General features: G+C 64.4%; 16 protein-coding genes. 8 read left to right on the forward strand and 8 right to left on the reverse strand.

Going from position 1 to position 20,342, the window contains the following annotated elements:
* The first annotated feature begins 51 nt into the window (after positions 1–51).
* Positions 52–930 carry a transglycosylase domain-containing protein gene (locus FNV92_RS25210; RefSeq protein WP_244623643.1) on the forward strand — a complete coding sequence of 293 codons (879 nt, stop codon included), beginning with the start codon at positions 52–54 and terminating at the stop codon, positions 928–930.
* 9 nt (positions 931–939) lie between these two features.
* On the opposite strand, the gene FNV92_RS25215 is transcribed toward FNV92_RS25210, so the two are convergent.
* Both FNV92_RS25215 and FNV92_RS25220 read right to left on the reverse strand, forming a co-directional pair.
* Entirely contained in the window at positions 940–1,626 is a 687-nt protein-coding gene (locus FNV92_RS25215; RefSeq protein WP_143844101.1) for a DUF2848 domain-containing protein, read from the reverse strand.
* The gene (locus tag FNV92_RS25220; protein WP_143844100.1) at positions 1,619–2,968 is read right to left on the reverse strand and encodes an amidase; all 1,350 of its coding nucleotides are present in this window, start codon (positions 2,966–2,968) and stop codon (positions 1,619–1,621) included. The genes FNV92_RS25215 and FNV92_RS25220 overlap by 8 nt, the downstream gene beginning before the upstream one ends.
* Positions 2,969–3,148: 180 nt before the next feature.
* On the opposite strand from FNV92_RS25220, the gene FNV92_RS25225 reads away from it, so the two are divergent.
* From FNV92_RS25225 to FNV92_RS25240, 4 genes are all read left to right on the forward strand, one after another.
* Complete coding sequence (locus FNV92_RS25225; RefSeq protein WP_143844099.1) at positions 3,149–3,562, forward strand: Zn-ribbon domain-containing OB-fold protein; 414 nt, start codon at positions 3,149–3,151, stop codon at positions 3,560–3,562.
* 3 nt (positions 3,563–3,565) lie between these two features.
* Positions 3,566–4,705 (forward strand): thiolase C-terminal domain-containing protein, encoded by a 1,140-nt coding sequence (locus FNV92_RS25230; RefSeq protein ID WP_143844098.1) that lies wholly within the window; start codon positions 3,566–3,568, stop codon positions 4,703–4,705.
* A gap of 5 nt (positions 4,706–4,710) precedes the next feature.
* Positions 4,711–5,625, forward strand: coding sequence for an SDR family oxidoreductase (locus tag FNV92_RS25235; protein ID WP_143844097.1), 915 nt, complete (start codon positions 4,711–4,713; stop codon positions 5,623–5,625).
* Positions 5,626–5,749: 124 nt separating this feature from the next.
* Complete coding sequence (locus FNV92_RS25240; protein ID WP_143844096.1) at positions 5,750–6,862, forward strand: SMP-30/gluconolactonase/LRE family protein; 1,113 nt, start codon at positions 5,750–5,752, stop codon at positions 6,860–6,862.
* Between the two features lie 137 nt (positions 6,863–6,999).
* Here FNV92_RS25240 and ppc read toward each other — a convergent pair whose 3' ends face one another.
* The 3 genes from ppc to FNV92_RS25255 all read right to left on the reverse strand — a co-directional run bounded on the left by ppc (position 7,000) and on the right by FNV92_RS25255 (position 11,672).
* Positions 7,000–9,792, reverse strand: a complete 2,793-nt coding sequence (gene ppc, locus FNV92_RS25245) for a phosphoenolpyruvate carboxylase (protein ID WP_143844095.1) — start codon at positions 9,790–9,792, stop codon at positions 7,000–7,002.
* A 959-nt stretch (positions 9,793–10,751) separates the two neighbouring features.
* The gene (locus FNV92_RS25250; RefSeq protein ID WP_143844094.1) at positions 10,752–11,252 is read right to left on the reverse strand and encodes a GrpB family protein; all 501 of its coding nucleotides are present in this window, start codon (positions 11,250–11,252) and stop codon (positions 10,752–10,754) included.
* A gap of 15 nt (positions 11,253–11,267) precedes the next feature.
* On the reverse strand, positions 11,268–11,672 hold the full coding sequence (locus tag FNV92_RS25255; RefSeq protein WP_143844093.1) for a YccF domain-containing protein: 405 nt from the start codon (positions 11,670–11,672) through the stop codon (positions 11,268–11,270).
* A gap of 217 nt (positions 11,673–11,889) precedes the next feature.
* Between FNV92_RS25255 and glgX the strand changes: the two genes are divergently transcribed.
* Positions 11,890–14,007, forward strand: a complete 2,118-nt coding sequence (glgX, locus tag FNV92_RS25260) for a glycogen debranching protein GlgX (RefSeq protein ID WP_143844092.1) — start codon at positions 11,890–11,892, stop codon at positions 14,005–14,007.
* A gap of 9 nt (positions 14,008–14,016) precedes the next feature.
* On the opposite strand, the gene FNV92_RS25265 is transcribed toward glgX, so the two are convergent.
* The 3 genes from FNV92_RS25265 to FNV92_RS25275 form a co-directional block, all read right to left on the reverse strand.
* Positions 14,017–14,811, reverse strand: a complete 795-nt coding sequence (locus tag FNV92_RS25265) for an enoyl-CoA hydratase/isomerase family protein (protein WP_143844091.1) — start codon at positions 14,809–14,811, stop codon at positions 14,017–14,019.
* A gap of 41 nt (positions 14,812–14,852) precedes the next feature.
* Positions 14,853–16,397, reverse strand: coding sequence for an acyl-CoA synthetase (locus FNV92_RS25270; protein ID WP_143844090.1), 1,545 nt, complete (start codon positions 16,395–16,397; stop codon positions 14,853–14,855).
* Between the two features lie 156 nt (positions 16,398–16,553).
* Positions 16,554–17,363 carry a crotonase/enoyl-CoA hydratase family protein gene (locus FNV92_RS25275; RefSeq protein ID WP_143844089.1) on the reverse strand — a complete coding sequence of 270 codons (810 nt, stop codon included), beginning with the start codon at positions 17,361–17,363 and terminating at the stop codon, positions 16,554–16,556.
* A gap of 116 nt (positions 17,364–17,479) precedes the next feature.
* Between FNV92_RS25275 and FNV92_RS25280 the strand changes: the two genes are divergently transcribed.
* Both FNV92_RS25280 and FNV92_RS25285 read left to right on the forward strand, forming a co-directional pair.
* Positions 17,480–18,352 (forward strand): SDR family oxidoreductase, encoded by an 873-nt coding sequence (locus tag FNV92_RS25280; RefSeq protein WP_143844088.1) that lies wholly within the window; start codon positions 17,480–17,482, stop codon positions 18,350–18,352.
* 272 nt (positions 18,353–18,624) lie between these two features.
* A complete protein-coding gene (locus tag FNV92_RS25285; RefSeq protein WP_143844087.1) occupies positions 18,625–20,205 on the forward strand; it encodes a fatty acid--CoA ligase in 1,581 nt (526 codons plus the stop codon).
* Positions 20,206–20,342: the final 137 nt, after the last annotated feature.

The following is a 20,342-nucleotide window of genomic DNA, read 5'->3' on the forward strand; positions in this document are numbered from 1 at the left end:
ATGGATTCCGGGCTCGCGCCCCAATGGGCGCGCCCCGAATGACGGTGGTGGATGTGGCAGATCGCGGCCAGAACGACCACCCGATTTCCGTCAGGCCCAACCCGCCCCAATTCCGTCCGGTTCCATCGCGAGGTTGGACGAACCTCATCCCGCTCATTCAGCCTGCACCTGATGCGCAGATTTCTCGTCATAGCTGCAAAGACGACGCTGGCCCTGCTCTCGCTCACGGGCATCGGCCTGCTGGCCACCTCCGCCTGGCTGGTCTGGCACTACGGTTACAGCTTCGGACTTCCGACCGAAGCCCAGCTCGCGGCGGTTTCGCCGACAGGCCCGGCGTGCAGGACCGATCCCGGGCGTGCCACCATTCCCCTCGTCGATATGTCCCCCCTGCTGCGAAACGCCGTGATCGCTTATGAGCAGCCTGACTTCTATGAAGCCTGGTCGTTGAATCCGATTGTCGAGATCGTATTGGCTCTAGGGACTGGACGCAGCCCCAAGCCGGCCGGCATCACGCAATCTGTCGCGCGCTGCCTGCTCTTGCTCAGCGCGGAGAATGACCGGCAGGTCGATCCAATCGCATCGATCTACTTCATGCAGCGCGTCACGCGCAGCCTGTCCCGGGACAGGATCCTTGAGATCTATCTCAATGAGAGCTATCTGGGCCGCAGCGCATTTGGCGTGGCGGCCGGGGCGGAGATCTACTTTGGAAAGGCGCTCGCGGACCTCGAAATCGGCGAAATCGCGTTTCTTATGACGCGCGCACGATGGCCGTTCCGCACTCGAACATTCGACACGCGCGCACGAGATTACGGCATCGATCGCATGCAGACGGCTGGATTGATCAGCGATACGCAGGCTGCAGCGGCCAAGAACCGGCCGCTCCTGCTCAGGGAAGCGCCGGGCGCCCAAACCCGGCCCGTCAACGAATGACGACGCCGATCAGCCACGCACCGGCAGCGTCACCACGTCGTATCCGTGCTTGATCGTGCGCTTCAGCACGGGGTCTTCCAGCTCGAAATCGAAGCGGTCGGCGGGGCGGATGCCGCCCTTGGCCGCAAAGGTGCCGCCGAACATGGCGCAGCCGTCGGGGAATTTTCCGCCGTCGAAACCGCGCGCGATGAGGTCGGCGACTGGCAGCATCGCGTCAAGCGTGCCCTCCTGGTAGAGCACGCGCTCGCCCTTGATGGTGGCATAGGAGCGCAGGATCATCCTGTCCCAATGGCCGATGACGTCCTCGAGCTCCCATAGCGTCGATGCGATCGGCTTGTCGCACATCTGCTTGGACACCGTGACGTTGTAGGCCTCGACCTTGCGGTCGGTGTGGTCGGAGCCACAGCCGACGAAGATGCGGCCCTGCCAGCCGATCAGCACGAACTCGACCTCGCCGGAGGAATCGTCACCGGTGCATTCGATGCGGTCTTGCTGGGTCAGCCGCCGCGCGGCGCCGCGATAATAGATCGGCGTCGAAGCCGGCGGGGCGATGCCCATCTCCTGAAGCTCTTTGATGTGCTTGTCGCGCGCGACCGGATCGCGGCCGGTCCAGCCGGCGATGACCATCTGGTCGATCGCCAGCGTCAGCGGCGTGGTGGTGTCCTGGGCGTCGACGGTGAAAGTCAGGTCAAACACGAATTACGGCCTCCATGCCGGCAGCAAGTTCAAAGATGCGACGGTCCGATCCGCCCGCTCCTGCCACCATCAGGCCGACGGGAATTTCGCCCTCGCGATGTGCGGGCAGCGAGATGGCACAGCCGTCGATCATGTTGATCAGGGTGCAATTGCGCAGCGCGCGCAGGTTCTCGGTAGTGAACGCCTTGTCGTCGGCGAGATCTGCGATCTTCGGCGGCGTGTTGGCGGTGGTCGGCAGCACCAGGGCGTCATAAAGCGCGATGCGGGCGTTGACGCGGGCGATCAGCGAGCGGCGCTCGTTGAGGAGATCGATGTAGTCGGCCGCGCTCTGCGCCTCGCCGCGCAGGATGCGCACGGAGACGCGGGGATCGTAGACGTCGCCCTTGGCGGTGAGGAGATAGCGGTGCCAGGCGTAGCTTTCGGACGCCGCAAAGCCGCCCTTGGCGTTCATCGGGCCGATGTCGTGGAATTCGGCCATCTCGATGCGCTCGATGATGGCGCCGTGGTCGGCGAGCGATTTCAGGGCGCGCTCGAACGTCGCTGAGACCTCCGCATCGAGGTCGTCGAGCGCAATCGTAGTCGGCACCGCCAGCCGCATCCCCTTCACGGGACGCGGCTTCAGCGCGACGATCGGCTCGTTCGCGAGAACCGCATCGAGAATGGCACAGCAGCTGACCGATCGCGCCAGCGGCCCGATGCTGTCGAGCGAGAACGACAGCGGCACGGAGCCATCGAGCGGCACGCGGCGCTGCGTCGGCTTGTAGCCGACGATGCCGTTGTAGGCCGCCGGTATGCGGCAGGAGCCGCCGGTGTCGGTGCCGAGCGCGCCATGCGCCATGCCGTCGAGCACGGAGACTGCGGCGCCCGAGGACGAGCCTCCGGGCACGTGGCCCTCGGCCCGGTTCCAGGCCCCCTTCGGCGTGCCGTAATGCGGATTGATGCCGATACCGGAATAGGCGAACTCGGTCATGTTGGTGCGGCCGATCACGACAAACCCGGCCTTGCGCAGCCGCGCCACCGTGGCGGCGTCCTGCTCGGCGGGCGCCGAATCGTCGAGCGCGCGGGAGCCGGCGCGCGTCACCTGGCCCCTGACGTCGAACAGATCCTTGATCGAGACCGGGATACCCGCATAGCGCGACGGCGCGGCCTTGGCCTTGCGCAAGCCGTCCATCGCGTCCGCCGCCGCGAGCGCGGCGTCCTTGTCGACGTGGATGAAGGTGCGCTGGCCTTCACCGGCGGGATCGGCGATCCTGGCGATGCAGGCCTCGACCAGCTTGCGGGAGGTGGTGCGGCCGCTTTCGAGGTCGTCGGCGAGCTTCGCCAGTGTCGGAAAATCGGTCATGTCTGTCTCACGGAATATTACGCGCGCAATCTATAGCGACGGCTCAGTTAGACACAAGCATTGTGCGCATGATGGCATGCATGCACATTGCTGGACCGTTGACGCGCCATGGTCGATTGTCGCATCAAGATCGAAACAGGCAGGTCTGAAACCTGAGCCTTTCTGGGAGGAGCTGCCGACATGGCCGAACCGCAGCGCGCGCGACCAAAACCGACGCCGGAGACCCAGCATTTCTGGGAGGGCACCAAGGCGGGCGAACTGCGTCTGCAGCGCTGCGACGCCTGCGCGCATGTCTATTTCCCGCCGCGCCCGTTCTGCCCGTCCTGCGCCTCGCGCAAGGTCAGCATCTTCAAGGCGAGCGGCAAGGGCTTCCTCTACAGCTACGTGATCAACCACCGCCCCGCGGCACCCGGCTTCACGCCGCCTTACGCGATCGCGGTGGTCGAGCTCGACGAGGGGCCGCGGATGATGAGCAACATCATCGACTGCCCGCAGACCCCGGAGGCGCTCGAACTCGACATGAAGCTCGAAGTGGCGTTCGAGGCGCTCGACGACAAGATCACCCTCCCCGTGTTCCGTCCGGCGAAGGGATAGACCATGCGCAGCAACCAGGTTGCCGTCGTCGGCGCGGCCGAGACCACCGAGCTCGGAATCATCCCCAACGCCTCGCAGCTCCAGCTTCACGCGGATGCGGCGCTCAACGCCATTGCCGATGCCGGGCTGAAGCTGTCCGACATCGACGGCTTTGCCACCGCGGTCGAGACGCCGCAGCAGGTCTGCCACTATCTCGGCATCAAGCCGACCTGGGTCGACGGCACCTCGGTCGGCGGCTGCTCGTTCATGCTGCATGTTCGCCATGCCGCCGCGGCAATCGAGGCCGGCCTGTGCAAGACCGTGCTGATCACGCATGCCGAGAGCGGCAAGTCGATGATCGGCAAGGCGCCGCGCTCGATCCCCGCCGACAGCCTGCAAGGCCAGTTCGAGGCGCCGTTCGGCGTCTACGGACCGCCCAGCATGTTCCCGATCCCCGTGCTGCGCTTCATGAAGACCTACGGCATCACCCACGAGCAGTTGGCTTCGGTCGCCGTGGTACAGCGCGAATGGGCGGCGAAGAATCCGCGAGCGATGATGAAGGAGCCGATCACGGTCGCCGACGTCCTCAACTCGCGCATGATCGCCTATCCGTTCCGCCTGCTGCAATGCTGTCTCGTCACCGACGGCGGCGGCGCGCTGATCCTGACTTCGGCCGACCGGGCCAAGGACTTCCCGCGCAAGCCGGTCTACATCATGGGCACGGGCGAGAGCGTGGAAACGCCGATGGTCAGCCAGATGGAGACGTTCAACTCCTCGCGCGCGTTCAAGACCGCCGGTCCCCTCGCGTTCAAGGAAGCCGGCATCGCACACAAGGACGTCGATCATCTCATGATCTACGACGCGTTTGCGCATCTGCCGCTGTACGGCCTCGGCGATCTCGGCTTCATGCCGCATGAGGAGACCGGCAAGTTCATTGCCGACGGCAACACCCGCCCCGGCGGCAAGCTGCCGCTCAACACCAATGGCGGCGGATTGAGCTACATGCATTCGGGCATGTACGGCATGTACGCGCTCCAGGAGAGCGTGCGCCAGATGCGCGGCATCGCGCCGGCGCAGGTGCCGAACGCGAAGATTTCGGTGTGCCACGGCGTCGGCGGCATGTTCGCCGCAAGTGGCACGATCGTGTTTACGAACGAGAGGTAACCCACATGAGCAAATCACTGCAGGACAAGGTCATCATCGTCACCGGCGCAGGCCGCGGCATCGGGCGGGAGATCGCGCTGCTGTGCGCCGCGGAGGGCGCGAAGGTCGTCGTCAACGACCCCGGCGTCGCCGCCGACGGCGCCGGCACCAGCGCCACCCCCGCCGAGGAAGTCGTCGAGGAGATCAAGAAGCGCGGCGGAAGTGCGGTGGCCAATTTCGAATCGGTGGCGGAGGCGATCCCCGCCAGCAAGATCGTCAAGGCCGCGACCGACCATTTCGGCCGGCTCGACGGCGTCGTCAACAATGCCGGCATCCTGCGCGACATGATCTTCCACAAGATGAGCGTGGAGGCGTTCGAGGCCGTCATCAAGGTGCATCTGATGGGCTCGTTCTACGTCAGCCATGCCGCCGCGCGCATTTTCCGCGAGCAGGAGTCCGGCTCGTTCGTGCACTTCACTTCGACCTCGGGCCTGATCGGCAATTTCGGCCAGGCCAACTACGCCGCCGCCAAGCTTGGCATCGTCGGGCTGTCGAAGTCGATCGCGCTCGACATGGGCCGCTTCAACGTCCGCTCGAACTGCGTCTCGCCGTTCGCCTGGACCCGGATGATCGGCACCATCCCGACCGAGACCGAGGCCGAGAAGGCGCGTGTCGAGAAGATCAAGCAGATGGGCCCGGAGAAGATCGCGCCGATCTGCGCCTATCTGCTCTCCGATGCCGCCAAGGACGTCACCGGGCAGATCTTCGGCGCGCGCATGAACGAGCTGTTCCTGTTCAGCCAGAACCGCCCGCTGCGCTCGGTGCACCGGAGCGAAGGCTGGACGCCGCAGTCGATCGCGGAACACGGCATGCCGGCGCTGAAGGGCTCGTTCTACAAGCTCGATCGTTCGGCGGACATTTTCCCGTGGGATCCGGTGTAAGCGTCTAGCCACATTTCCGGCATTCCTGCCCTGCGATCTCTGGTTGTCTTCTCCGGAGATCGCCCTGCATTACGCCAGATTGCAGGCGGATGGTCGCCTCCCAACAAAATCTTGGGAGGAAACCATGACAAGAATACTGACCAACTCCGACAATACCACCGCAAGCGGCGGTCTCGGCCGACGCACGCTGCTCAAGGGCGCCGTAACCGTCGCCGCATCCGCCCTGCTCGCCTCGCGCACGGAGGCCCGCGACTTCGGCGCCAATGCCGAGCCGCAGCGCTATCCCGACCCCGATATCGTTGCCATCGATCCCAAGCGCTTCAAGGCGAAGGTCGGCAACACCTCGATCAAGCGGCTCTATACCGGCTGCCTGTGGGCGGAGGGGCCGGCGTGGAATGCGCAAGGACAATATCTCGTCTGGAGCGACATCCCGGCCAACAGGCAGCTTCGTTATCTCGACGACGACGGTCACATCTCCGAGCAGTTCCACAAGCCGTCGAACGAGGCCAACGGCAATTCGTTCGACACCGAGGGGCGCCAGCTTTCCGCCGAGCGCACCCGTCTCGTCCGCTACGAGCATGACGGTTCGGTGACGACATTGGCCGAGCAGGCCGGCGGCAAGCCGCTCAACGGCCCGAACGACATGGTCGTGCATCCCAACGACAAGACGATCTGGTTCACCGATCCCGGCTATGGCGCGATCAGCATCTACGAAGGCAAGCTCGCCAACACCGGCTCGCTGCAGCCCTACCAGAAGGAAGCAGTCTATCGGCTCGACCCGCAGACCGGACAGGTTGCCAAGGTTGCGGACGAACCGTTCAAGCCGAACGGCATCGCCTTCAGCCACGACTACAAGAAGCTCTATGTCTGCGACACCGGCATCACGCATTATCCGCAGGCTGAAAACGTGGTGTGGTCCTACGACATCGACGGAGCGAAGCTGTCGAACCCGAAGAAGCTGATCGACATGAAGCTTGACGGCAAGTCAGGCTTCCCCGATGGCCTTCGCGTCGACACCGAAGGCAACATCTGGGTCGGCGCCGGCTGGGTTGGTCCCGGCTACGACGGCGTGCAGATATTTGCACCGACCGACGGCGCGCGCATTGGACAGATCCTGCTGCCCGAGACCTGCGCCAACGTGTGCTTCGGCGGCAGGAAGCGCAATCGCCTGTTCATGACCGCGAGCCAATCGCTGTATGCGGTCTATGTGGAGACGCAGGGCGCGCATTTCTGTTGAGCGCTCAGTAGTCTCCGCGCGTCATGGCCGGGCTTGTCCCGGCCATCCACGTATTGACGCGCGGTACCTAGAACGTGGATGCCCGGGACAAGCCCGGGCATGACGACTGAGTGTGGCGTCGCGACGTGGCTCTATGGTTAGCCGGTGTTCCTTAACCCCGCCGAAATCCCGTTGATCGTCAGTTGAATTCCGCGCAGCACCTGCTCGTCCGGGTTCTGCGCGCGGTGCTCTTTCAAGAGCTCGACCTGCACGTGGTTGAGCGGATCGAGATAGGGGAATCGGTGGCGCACCGAGCGCTCCAGCAGCGGGTTGCCCTGCAGCAGGCGGTCCTGACCCATGATGTCGAGCAGCGTCTCGATGCAGGAATGCCATTCGCGGCGGATGCGGCCGAAGATTTTTTCGCGCAGGGCTTCGTCCGGCACGAGCTCGGCATAACGCGAGGCGATCGCGATCGAGCTCTTGGCGAGCACCATGTCCATGTTCGACAGCAGCATGCGGAAGAACGGCCACTCATTGTAGAGCTCTTTCAGGAACGGCATGCCCTTGTCGGGATGCTGCGCAATCCACTGCTCGACCGCGCTGCCGAAGCCGTACCAGCCCGGTAGCATCAGGCGGCATTGCGCCCATGAGAACACCCAGGGGATTGCGCGCAAATCCTCGATCGCGCGGGTCTTCTTGCGCGAGGCCGGACGGCTGCCGATGTTGAGGGTCGCGATCTCGTTGATCACGGTCGAGGCCCAGAAATAATCGACGAAGCCCTCGGTCTCGTAGACGAGGCCACGATAAGCCTTGAAGGCGAGGCCCGACAGCTCGTCCATCGCGGTGAGATATTCGCGGCGTGGCGCGCTCTGGCGCGGATGCAGCAGGCTCGCCTCAAGCGTCGCGGCCGCGAGGATCTCCAAATTGCTGCGGCCGACCTCGGCGTTGGAATATTTCGACGAGATGATCTCGCCCTGTTCGGTGATGCGAATCTGGCCGTTCACGGCGCCGCCGGGCTGGGCGATGATGGCGTCATAGCTCGGACCGCCGCCGCGGCCGACCGAGCCGCCGCGGCCGTGGAACAGCCGCAGCCGCACGTGATGCCGCTCGAACACTTCGACGAGACCGATCTCGGCCTTGTAGAGCTCCCAGCCCGAGGTAACGAAGCCGCCATCCTTGTTGCTGTCGGAATAGCCGAGCATGACCTCCTGCACGCCGCCACAGCTGTCGACGAGGCGACGGTAATCGTGCAGCGACAGCATCCGATCCATGATGACGCTTGAAGCCTGCAAATCCTCGATGGTCTCGAACAGCGGCACGATGTTGATGGCGCTGCGCCCGGAGGGATGGACGAGGCCAACTTCCTTCAACAGCACCGCGACCTCGAGCATGTCGGACATGCTCTTGCACATCGAGATGATGCACTGGGGAATGGAGTCCGAGCCGAACTTCGCATGCGCTTCCGCCGCGGCATGGAAGACGTTGAGCTCGCCCATGGTCTCGTCGCTGTACTTGACGAAGGGCGAGACCAGCGAGCGCGGGCTGCGCAACTCGTTGGTCAGCAGCGAGATGCGGGCGTCTTCGCCGAGCGCGAGATAGGACATGCCGGGGTTGGCGGCGTCCATCAGCTCGGCGATGGTGCGCTCGTGCACGGCAGAGTTCTGGCGGATGTCGAGCCGCGCCAGATGGAAGCCGAAGCAGTCCACCGCGCGCCGCAGCAGCCGGAGCCTGCCGCGCGCGATGACACGGGCGTTGTTGGAGATCAGCGAGCGGTGCAGCACGTCGAGGTCGGCCTGCAGCTCCCTGACGCTCCCATAGGGTGCACCCTTGCCCACCGGCCGGCGCGTGATCTCGACCTGAAGCTTTTCAGCCGTCGCGGTCAGGCGGGCATAGATGCCGGAGACCGCGAGGCGATAGGGCTCGCCGATCCGGTGTGGCGAGGTGTCCGGCGAGCGCTCCGCCAGAGTGCGCAGCTCCTCTGAGATGTCGGCAAGGTGCGCCGCGATCGACAGCTCGGAGCCGAGCACGTGCAGCTCTTCCAGATAGAACTGCATCACCCGGCTCGACTGCAGCCGCAGCGTGCCGCGCATGACGTCGGCGGTGACGAAGGGATTGCCGTCGCGGTCGCCGCCAATCCAGCTTCCCATGCGCAGGAACGAGGCGAGCTCGCCCGCGGCCTGCTCGCCGCCCTCCTCCAGCCGGTCCTCCAGCACGTTGACCAGCCGCGGCACCTCGCGCAGGAACGTGTAATCGTAGAACGATAGGCCGTTGGCGACCTCGTCGAGCACCGTGAGCTTGGTCCGGCGGAGCAGATTGGTCTGCCACAGCGTCAGCACCTCGCGGCGAAGCTGCTCGTCGGAGGCCACGGCCTCGTCCGCGGTCAGCGCGACGCGTTCGCGGCGGTCGAGCAGAGCGGCGACCTCCATCTCGCGGTCCATGGTGCTCTTGCGGCGGACCTCGGTCGGGTGCGCAGTCAGGACCGGGCTGACCAGCGCGGTCTTGAAGAAGCTCCGCAGCGCATCGGCATCGATCCCCGCGGCTTTTGCATGGGCCAGCGTCTCCGCCAGCACTCCGGAGCCGCTGGCGGCACTGCGGGCGCGCATCTGGCGGATGTTGTTCTGGTCCTCGGCGATGTTGGCGAGATGGGAAAAATAGCTGAAGGCGCGGACGATCCGCACCGTCTCGGAGGTCGACATGCTGTCGAGGATCTGCTCGAGCTCGCGGCGGGCGAGCCGGTCCTCGTCGCGGTGGAACCGGATCGAGGTCTGCCGGATGCGCTCAACCAGGTCGAACAGATCGGCCCCTTCCTGGTCGCGCACCGTGTCGCCCAGAATGCGCCCGAGCAGGCGGATGTCGTCCCGCAGCCGCGCGTCCGCGTCCAGCGCTTGAGCGTCTTCAGGGCGGTTGGCGCGCTGATCGGCGACGTCGGATGGTACGGTCTGGAGGGACATGGCTCGCTCCCCTTTAAGAGCACCCTTGGCACCCCGGCAGGGTCGAGTGTGCGATATTTTTCTGCCGCAGTGCAAGACGAACTTGGGAGCACCGCAAACTGACGGGCGCTCGTGGTCAGTCTCAGCAAGAACATGCTTTCGCGATCTCGCGGCGCCTTTCGCCCGAGCTTTGCTGTCCGTTTCGCCCATCAAGAAGAAAGGGCGCAGGGAAGGCCGGGCGCCGGCTGGCACCCAAGGTCCGCACGCGGAATACGCACGCGGGGTGACCACAGGTGATGCCGGTCGCCCGGCCTTCCCTGCGCAATGGTTTTACGGCTTATGGCGCGCTCTCCTCGGGGAGCGATGCACTATTGCCCCCGTCGCCTTGCGGCTCATCGATGCGCGCACCGGTTGGCCGCCACATCACCGCAAGCCTTGACGCCAGCCTGCGGGCGCCAGGACCACACGCTTTTGCCGTCCGCGGACATCCCTCCCCGATCATTCCAGGGCTTGCGCGTGCTCGCCCCAAAAGCCGAAAAGAAACGCTGTAACCGCGCCGTGTCGATCCCGCGGATCGTGATGGCTCACGGGGATTGCCCGCCCTGCCACCCCGTCACGCGCCGGCGCTGCCGCGTCCATCGCATCCCGGCTCACGTATCGTGACGATCGCGAAACGCCCCTTTGGCGGGCCGGGATGGCATGCGGTTTAACCGAATATAGAATTTCGGTCAATCAGAATATTTGAACGGCGCGGCCTTGACCTGCATGTGGCATGTTTTGCCCGTCGGGCAACGCGAGGGATGGTGTGGGCAACGCGTGTGAGGGCCTGTCAGGTCTGGCGCGGTCAGGAGCAATGAAGCCGACAGTCCGCCGTGGGCCACGTCCGCACAGCGGCGGAATTGATGCGCCGGGCGTTCTTAACGTCAACGCAATGTCTAGTGATGGATGCCGCAAGTTTGTCCGAACATAGGGAGGGCCCATCAATCGGGGTTGGCTAAAATCTCTTGGATGAATGGGTCTTTGGCTATCAGGTATTGCTGAATACCTGAGCTGTTCTCGCTTTCCAGCCTTAGCTTCAACTCCTGATATTTCAAACGGTCCTCTGCATGCCTGCGGAGATGATCTCGGAATCTCAGCATCCGAGCAATCTGTCCATGACCATCCAAGCACACATGAAGCTTGTGAGTGCGGGCACCTCCCACATCCCGCTTGAAAAAGTGGTGGCCCGGTGAGAGATCGCCTCCGCGACGGTAGCCTAGCGCCACCAATGATCGGCTCCAACCTTCCAACCCGCCGTCTGAGTTGACTACCGCAAGCACGTCAATTTCTGCCTTGGCGACCAAGTCAGGTATGGCGGTGCTCCCGACGTGATGAATCCCAATCAGCGCGAGACCGAAAACAGGCTTCAGTCGCGCCTCTTCTGCCGCGTATTGTTGCGGCCACGTCGGATCATAAGGCTTGATGGGGCTAGTGAGCGGCATGTCTCGCGTTCGCCCCTAGGCCGGCACGATCACCTTGCCGATCGGCCAGAGCGCGATGCCGGCGAGCTTCAGATGGGCCCAGGCGAAGGGGATGCCGATGATGGTCACGGCCAGCACCAGAGCCGTCACGAGATGACCGAGCGCCAGCCACCAGCCGGCCAGCACGAACCAGATGATGTTGCCGATCACCCCGAGCGGCCCGGTGCCGATATCCTCGACACCGGTGACCTCATAGCGATTGACCGCCCGCGATCCGAACGGCAGCAACGTGTAGACGGCGATGTTGAACGCCGCGCGCGCCCAGGGCAGGCCGACGATGGTGATCGCCATGATGACCGCGGCGATCAGCCAGCCGGCCGCCATCCAGGCGCCGCCGATGAGGATCCAGAGGATGTTGAGCAACATGGAAACGGGGGTCATGGTTTTTATCCGCGGTCAATGATCCCGCCTATATAGGCGCGAAAATCATCGCTGCGAAGACGGCCAGCGGCCTCCGCCGCGTCCGATTGCCTCAAATGGCGTCGCCCGCCTTCCACTTCATCGAATTGACGCACGCGATCGTCAGAATGGCACAGCGATTGAAACAATCGGAACACAACGGCGTTGCTGTCGCGGCCATTGGGGCCTGGGGATTTACATGTCCGATTTCGTCATCGAGGAAGGCCTGCCGTATCCGTTGGGTGCCCATTGGAGCGGCAAGGGCACGAATTTTGCGGTCTTTTCAGCCAATGCCACCAAGGTGGAGGTCTGCCTGTTCGACGGCGATCGCGAGACGCACCGCTTCGAGCTGCCGGAATATACCGACCAGGTCTTCCACGGCTACATCGCAGGCGTGGGGCCCGGCACCTTTTACGGCCTTCGCGTCCACGGCCCCTATCAGCCCGAGGCCGGCCATCGCTTCAACCCGAACAAGCTCCTGCTCGATCCCTATGCGCGCGCCCACGCCGGCACCCTGACATGGGACCCGGCGGTGTTCGGCTACAAGATGGAGACTGGCGACGACACCACCTTCGACGAGCGCGACAGCGCGCCGTTCATGCCGAAATGCGTGGTGGTCGATCCGGATTTCGACTGGCAGGCCGAGACGGCGCGGCATAACGTGCATTGGGACGAGACCATCGTCTACGAAACGCATGTGAAGGGCTTTACCAAGAAGCACCCCGACGTGCCCGAGCATCTGCGCGGCACCTATGCCGGCTTCGCCGCGCCCGAGATGATCGGACACCTGACCTCGCTCGGCGTCACCTCGGTCGAGCTGCTGCCGGTGCACTCCTTCATCAACGACGACTATCTGCTGAAAAAGAACCTGGTCAACTACTGGGGCTACAACAGCATCGGCTTCTTCGCGCCGGATCCGCGCTATGCCTCCGACGTGCCGAACTCCTTGCGCGAGTTCAAGGAGATGGTGTCGAAGCTGCACGGCGCCGGGCTCGAGGTGATCCTCGACGTCGTCTACAACCACACCGCGGAAGGCAACGAGCTCGGGCCGACGCTGTCGTTCAAGGGCATCGATAACGCCAGCTATTATCGCCTGCTGCCGGACCGGCGGCGCTATTACATCAACGACACCGGCACCGGCAACACCGTCAACCTGTCCCATCCCCGCGTGATCCAGATGGTGATGGACAGCCTGCGCTACTGGGCCGGCCACATGCATATCGACGGCTTCCGCTTCGACCTCGGCACTATTCTCGCCCGCGAGGTCTACGGCTTTGACGAGCAGAGCGGCTTCCTGAAGGCGATGGACCAGGATCCGCTGCTGGCGACCGTGAAGCTGATCGCCGAGCCCTGGGATTGCGGCCCCGGCGGTTACCAGGTCGGCGGCTTCCCGCCCGGCTGGGCCGAGTGGAACGACAAATATCGCGACATCGTGCGCGACTACTGGCGCGGCGAGGCCCCGCCCTCCGCGCTTGCCGCGCGGCTGCTCGGGTCGGCCGACATTTTCGGCCGTTGGGGCGGCCGGCGCTCATGGGCAAGCGTCAATTTCATCACTGCCCATGACGGCTTCACGCTGAACGACTGGGCGAGCTACAACGACAAGCACAACGACGCCAATGGCGAAAACAACAAGGACGGCAATTCGAACAATCTGTCCTGGAATTGCGGCGTTGAAGGCCCGACCGACGACAAGGACATCCTTGCGCTGCGCGAGCGGCAGAAGCGCAACATGCTGGCGACGCTGCTGCTCTCGCAGGGAACGCCGATGCTGCTCGGCGGCGACGAGTTCGGCCGCAGCCAGCAGGGCAACAACAACGCCTATTGCCAGGACAGCGACATCTCCTGGTTCGACTGGACCATGGGCGACGATGCGCAGGCGCTGCTCGCCTTCACCAAGCGCGTGATCCAGCTCCGGCGCGACTACCCGATCCTGCGCCGCAGCCGCTTCCTCACCGGTGCCCATGACGCGCAGCTCGACATCCGCGACGTCGTCTGGGTCAACGCCAACGGCGGCGAGATGACGAGCGCCGATTGGGAGAACGGCTGGCAAAAGTGCTTCGGCGTCGTGCTCGACGGCCGCGCGCGCAAGACCGCGATCCCGCGCCGCGGCGAGGACGACAGCGTGCTGATCATCCTCAACAGCTACGAGGGCGAGGTCGACTTCAAGCTGCCGCACACCACGGCCGGCCCGTGCTGGTCGCTGCTGCTCGACACGACCATCGCCGACGGTGCGTCGGGCGACCGGTTCGAGTTCGATGCGATCTACAAAGTGCCGGGGCGGTCGTTCCTGCTGTTCGTGGGCGGGGAGCTGGCGTAGGGGTTCGGATCAGCGCCCCTCGAACTTCGGCTCGCGCTTCTCCATGAACGCCTTCATGCCCTCGGCCATGTCCTGCGTCTTGAACAACGGCAGCAGCTGGAGATAGACGTGGTGGACGTGGTCGGAGAAGTTTTCGTTCAGGCCCATCCGCATCATGCGCTTGGAGGCCTGCACCGCGAGCGGCGCGTTGGCGGCGATCTCGCGAGCGATCGCGGTGGCGCGGGTCATCAACTCGGCATCCGGCACGACCTCGTTGGCGAGACCCCAGTCCAGGCATTCGCGCGCGCTGAGCGTGCGGCCGGTGAAGATCAGCTCGGAGGCCTTGGCCCAGCCGAGCATGCGCGGCAGCAGCCAGGTGCCGCCGGATTCCGGCACCACGCCGCGCTTGACGAAGGCGGCGGCGAGTTTTGAGGATTCCGCCATGATGCGGATGTCGCAGCCGAGCGCGGTATCCATGCCGTAGCCGGCCGCGCCGCCATTGACGGCGCAGATGGTCGGCTTGTCCATCGCCTGCAACACCGTCGGCGGCGTGTTGCGCAAATTGATCGTGGTCGGCGACGACGCGGCGCTGAGGCCGTTGCCGTCGCGTTCCTTGCGCAGATCGAGGCCGGCGCAGAACGCCCGGCCCTTCCCGGTGAGGATGACGACGCGGACGTTCCTGTCCTCGTTGGCCTCGGTCAATAGCCGCGCCAGATCGTTCAGCATCGGTCCGGAGATCGTGTTCATGCGCTCCGGCGCGTTCAGCGTGATGGTCGCGATGTGGTCGGCGACGGTGTAGAGGACTTCGTTTGCGGCGTCGGTCATGACAAATGGTTTCCTGTCGTTTCGATCCGGCTACGAGGCGTTCAGATCTTCCGTCCCGCCTGCTCCCAATAGGGATCGCGCAGGCGGCGCTTGAAGATCTTGCCGGAGTCTTCGCGCGGCAAACCGTTGCGGATCTCGATATGCTTCGGCACCTTGTAGTCGGCCAGCGAGGTCTTCAACCGCGCCCGGACGTCGGCGGCATCGAGCGTGACGCCCGGCTGCGGCTCGACCACCGCCATCAGCGCCTCGCCGAACTCGGCATCGGGGATCCCGAACACGGCGCAGTCATGCACGCCGGGAACGGCGTGCAGCACGGATTCGATCTCGGCCGGATAGATGTTGACGCCGCCCGAGATCACCATGTCGCGCTTGCGGTCGCAAATGAAGACATAGCCGTCTGCGTCGATGTAACCGACATCGCCGGAGGTGATGAAACCGTCGCGGTCGATCTCGGCGCGCTTCTCCGGCTTGTTGTGATAGGTGAAGTCCGCCATCTCGGCCATGCGGGAATAGATCTCGCCGATTTCGCCGACATCAAGCAAGCTTCCGTCCTCGCCGACGAAGCGCAACTCGGCGCCGGGCGAAATCCTGCCAACCGTGCCGGGCTTCCTCAGCGCGTCCTCGGAGGTCGCGAAGGTGACCGCACTAGATTCGGTCGAGCCGTAGAACTCGTAGATCACCGGCCCCCACCACTCGATCATGGCGCGCTTGACGTCCGCCGGACAAGGCGCGGCGGCGTGGATGATGTGGCGGAGCGAGGAGACGTCGTATTTCCTGCGCACCGCCTCCGGCAGCTTCATCAGGCGAATGAACATGGTCGGCACCATGAAGATGGTGTCGATCTTGTAGCGCTCGATCAGTTCAAGAAACTCTTCGGGCTCGAAACGCGGCATCAGCACCAGGACGCCGCCGAGCTTGCCGGCGCGGATGCCGAACGAGTTCGGCGCGGAATGATAGAGCGGCCCCGGCAGGATCGCGCGGGCGCCGGGTTTCAGCCCGTAGATCATCGCGCGCATGCGCTCGCCAGCGGCCTGCTGCGCCGGCGTCGGTGCATTGCGCCGCACACCCTTGGGATGGCCTGTCGTGCCCGAGGTGTAGATCATGTTCATGGGCTGTGGCACGACCGGGCCGTCATAGGGCTGGTACTGCACGAGCCAGGTTTCGAAATCGATCGCAAAATCCGGCGTTGTCAAATGATCGGGATCGACCTTGTAGTTCGACAGAATTTCCGGCGGCGTTGGGACGCTGAGCACGGTGACGCCCTTCGGAATCACGTCGCGCAGGGCGTGCAGCATGTCGGCATGTCCGATCAGGACGGAGGTGCCGGTGTCGCCGAGGATGTAGTTGATCTCCTCCGGCTTGAAGTGCCAGTTGATCGGCACGCCATAGGCCCCAAGCCGCATCGCGGCATAGGCCGCCTCGAGGAAAGCGATGTCGTTGCGCATCAGCATGCAGACGCAATCGCCCTGCCTGACGCCGAGCGTGGCAAGGCCGCTCGCGATGCGATCGGCGCGGCTGGCGACCTCGGCGTGGGTCCGGCGGCGCTCGCCGGAGACGATGCCGAGAAAGGGAGACGTTCCACTCATTTTTGCGTTCCGATCTTTCGTCGGGTTGAACACGATGGCCACAATATCACTCGTCATCCGGGGATGCGCCGAAGGCGCAGGCCCGGAATCCATAACCACCATCGGGAGTATGGATTCCGGGCTCGCCGCTTGCGCGGCGCCCCGGAATGACGGTGGCTAATCCGCATACTTCGCCGCGCGCTTCTCCAGATTGGAGCGCACCGCTTCGGTCTGGTTGGCGCTGCCGATCAGCTTCTGCTGCTCGACGGACTCGGCCAGCAATGCGGGACCGGGATCGACCGAGAGATTGTTGAGCAGCCGCTTGGCCGCGCGAATCGCATCGGGGCTCTTGCCGGCGATCTCGCGCGCGGCTTCGAGCGCGGCGGCGCGCGGGTCGTCGCAGATGCGCGTAGCGAGGCCGTAACTCATCGCCTCCTGCGCAGAGAAGATGCGGCCGGTGTAGGTGAGATCGCGCAAGATGTCGTCGCGCACCAGCGAGGCCAGGACCGGCGTGCCCGCCATGTCAGGCACGAGGCCCCATTTGATCTCCATCACCGACATTCGCGCATCGGGGCTGAGGAAGCGCATGTCGGCGCCGAGCGAGAGCTGGAAGCCGCCGCCGAAGGCGACGCCGTGCACGGCCGCGATCACCGGAACCGGAAGCTGGCGCCAGCCCCACACCGCCTGTTGCGGAAAATTCGCCTGGCCATGCGTGCGCTTGGTGAGATCGCGATTTTCGCCACCCGGAATTCCGTTGCCGCCCTTCTCCTTCATGGCTGCAAAACGCCCCATGTCGAGACCGGCGCAGAAGGCGCGGCCCTCGCCTGACAGCACGACGGCGCGCACGCCTTTTTCCTTCGAAAGCCGTTCGGTTGCGGCGACAAGGGCCTCGAACATCGCCTGATCGAGCGCGTTCATCTTGTCCGCGCGCACCAGACGCACGTCAGCTACGCCTTCCGAGATCGAGATCGAGACGCGCTCTTCCATGGACGAATTCTCCCCTGGTTCTTGCCTGTTCTTGTTCGGTGCCGCTTTACAGGAAGACGGCGGCCGGATTTAGTCAATCGACCAATTAACTGACAATCCGTACGGGAGAAACAGCGATGTTCAAGGAAAATCTTCTGGCCGGACGGCGCATTCTCGTGACCGGGGGCGGGACCGGGCTTGGCAAGTCGATGGCGGCGCGGTTCCTCCAGCTCGGCGCCGAGGTGCATATCTGTGGCCGGCGCAAGGTCGTCTGCGACGAGACCGCGACCGAGCTGATGGATCAGTATGGCGGCCGCGTCACCAGCCACGGCGTCGACATCCGCAATGCCCTCGCGGTCGAGGAGATGGTCGAGACCATCTTTCGCGATGCGCCCCTCACCGACCTCATCAACAACGCCGCCGGCAATTTCATCTCGCGCAGCGAGGAGCTTTCGCCGAAGGGCTTCGACGCGGTCGCCAACATCGTCATGCACGGCACGTTCTACGTGACGCAGGCGATCGGCAAGCGCTGGATCGCGCTGAAGCAACCCGGCAACGTCGTCTCGATCACCGTGACCTGGGTCCGCAACGGCTCGCCCTACGTGGTGCCGTCGGCGATGAGCAAGTCGGCGATCCACGCCATGACGATGTCGCTCGCGACCGAATGGGGCCGCTACGGCATCCGCCTCAACACGATCGCGCCGGGCGAGATCCCGACCGAGGGCATGAGCAAGCGCATCAAGCCCGGCGACGAGGCCGGTGCGCGCACCAAGGCGATGAACCCGATGGGCCGCGTCGGCACCATGGAAGAGTTGCAGAACCTCGCGGTGTTCCTGATCTCCGGCGGCTGCGACTGGATCAATGGCGAGACCATCGCCATGGACGGCGCGCAGGCGCTCGCCATGGGCGGCAATTTCTACCAACTCCGCGACTGGAGCGACGACGACTGGAAGACTGCGCGCGAAAGCATCATGGCGCAGAACGAGAAGGACCGGGCGAAGCGGGGGTGAGGTTCGTCTCACGGAAGCTTGTCAGCGGCTGATACTTTCGCATCCTCCACAACTGTCGTCCCTGCGAAAGCAGGGACCCATAACCACCGAACATCGTTTGGCGAAGACAGGCCATGACCCGTCTTCGCCAAATTGCGTCTTGTGGCTATGGGTCCCGGATCTGCGCTCCGCTTCGCTGCGCTTGTCCGGGACGACAGCTCGGCTCCCGTCTTGTCTTCACCCGCGGATGACGCCACACTCCCAGGCATAAAAACAAACGTCACGGGAGAGACATGTCCACCACACAGCCATTGACTGATCTCGCCGACATGGTGCGCGAGCGCGCCAGGAGCCGCGGCAACGCCACCGCTTACGAGTTCGAGGGCCGCGTCACCAGCTTTGCCGAGTTCGACATCAAGACCAACAAGGTCGCGAACGCGCTCCTCGCGATGGGCGTGAAGAAAGGCGACCGCATCGCTTATCTCGGCAAGAACAGCGATCTCTATTTTGAATTGCTGATGGGCGCGATGAAGGCCGGCGTCGTGATGGCGCCGGTGAACTGGCGGCTCGCGGGCCCCGAGGTCGCCTTCATCGTGGGCGACTGCAAGGCGCCGGTGCTGTTCGTCGGGCCTGAATTCATCACGCAGGTCCGCCAGATCAAGGATCAGCTGCCGAGCGTGCGCACCGTCATCACCACCGAGGGCGGTGCGCCGGAATGGCAGGATTTTACGGCATGGCGCGACGCGCAGAGCGGGGACGATCCGAAGGTGCCGATCGCTACCCAGGACATCGCGATCCAGCTCTACACGTCCGGCACCACCGGCAAGCCGAAGGGCGCGATGCTGAGCCACGCGAACTTCCTCAACCTCGTGCAGACCGGCAACGCCGCGGACAAGCCGGAATGGAACCGGTGGTCGACCGAGGACGTATCGCTGGTCGCAATGCCGATATTCCATATCGGCGGCTCCGGCTGGGGCGTGATGGGGCTCTATCACGGCGCCCGCGGCGTGATCGCGCGCGAGTTCGATCCGACCAAGGTGCTGGATTTCTTCGAGCAGTCCGGCATCACCAAGCTGTTCATGGTGCCGGCGGCGATGCAGTTCGTGGTGCGGCAGCCGCGCGCCAGGACGGTCGATTTCTCGCGATTGAAATACATGCTGTACGGCGCCTCGCCGATACCGGCGGCGCTGCTGAAGGAGTGCATCGAGGTCTTCAAATGCGGCTTCGTGCAGATGTACGGCATGACCGAGACAACAGGCACCATCGTCGCGCTGCCGCCGGAGGACCACGTCGAGGGGCTGGAGCGGATGCGCTCGGCCGGCAAGGCGCTGCCCGGCGTCGAGATCGCCATTCTGGACGTTGACGGCAAGCCGCTGCCGCCACGCGAGGTCGGCGAGATCGCGACGCGCTCGGGCTCGAACATGGCCGGCTACTGGAATCTGCCTGAGGCGACCGCCTCGACGCTGCGCAGCGACGGCTGGCTGCGCACCGGGGACGCCGGCTACATGGACGAGGACGGCTATCTCTACATCCACGACCGCATCAAGGACATGATCATCTCCGGCGGCGAGAACATCTATCCCGCCGAGGTCGAGAGCGCGCTGTGCGATCACCCTGACGTCGCGGAAGCCGCCGTGATCGGCATCCCCGACGAGAAATGGGGCGAGGCGGTGAAGGCCGTCGTGGTGATGAAGCCGGGCAAGCAGGCGACCGCCACCGACATCATCAACTTCACCCGGGAGCGCATCGCCGGCTTCAAGACGCCGAAGAGCGTGGAGTTTCTGCCGGCGCTGCCGCGGAATCCGAGCGGTAAGATCTTGCGGCGGCAATTGCGCGAGCCGTATTGGGCGGGGAAGGATAGACAGGTGAATTGATGGCGAGGCAAACGAGCAATCCAGCTAACCCCGTGGAAAGATTCTGGATTGCTTCGCTTCGCTCGCAATGACGGGTGAGGAGGCAGAGGCCTGTCTCTCTCCCCCGTCATTGCGAGGAGCCCTTGCGACGAAGCAAT

Source organism: Bradyrhizobium cosmicum (assembly GCF_007290395.2).
GTDB classification, from domain to species: domain Bacteria; phylum Pseudomonadota; class Alphaproteobacteria; order Rhizobiales; family Xanthobacteraceae; genus Bradyrhizobium; species Bradyrhizobium cosmicum.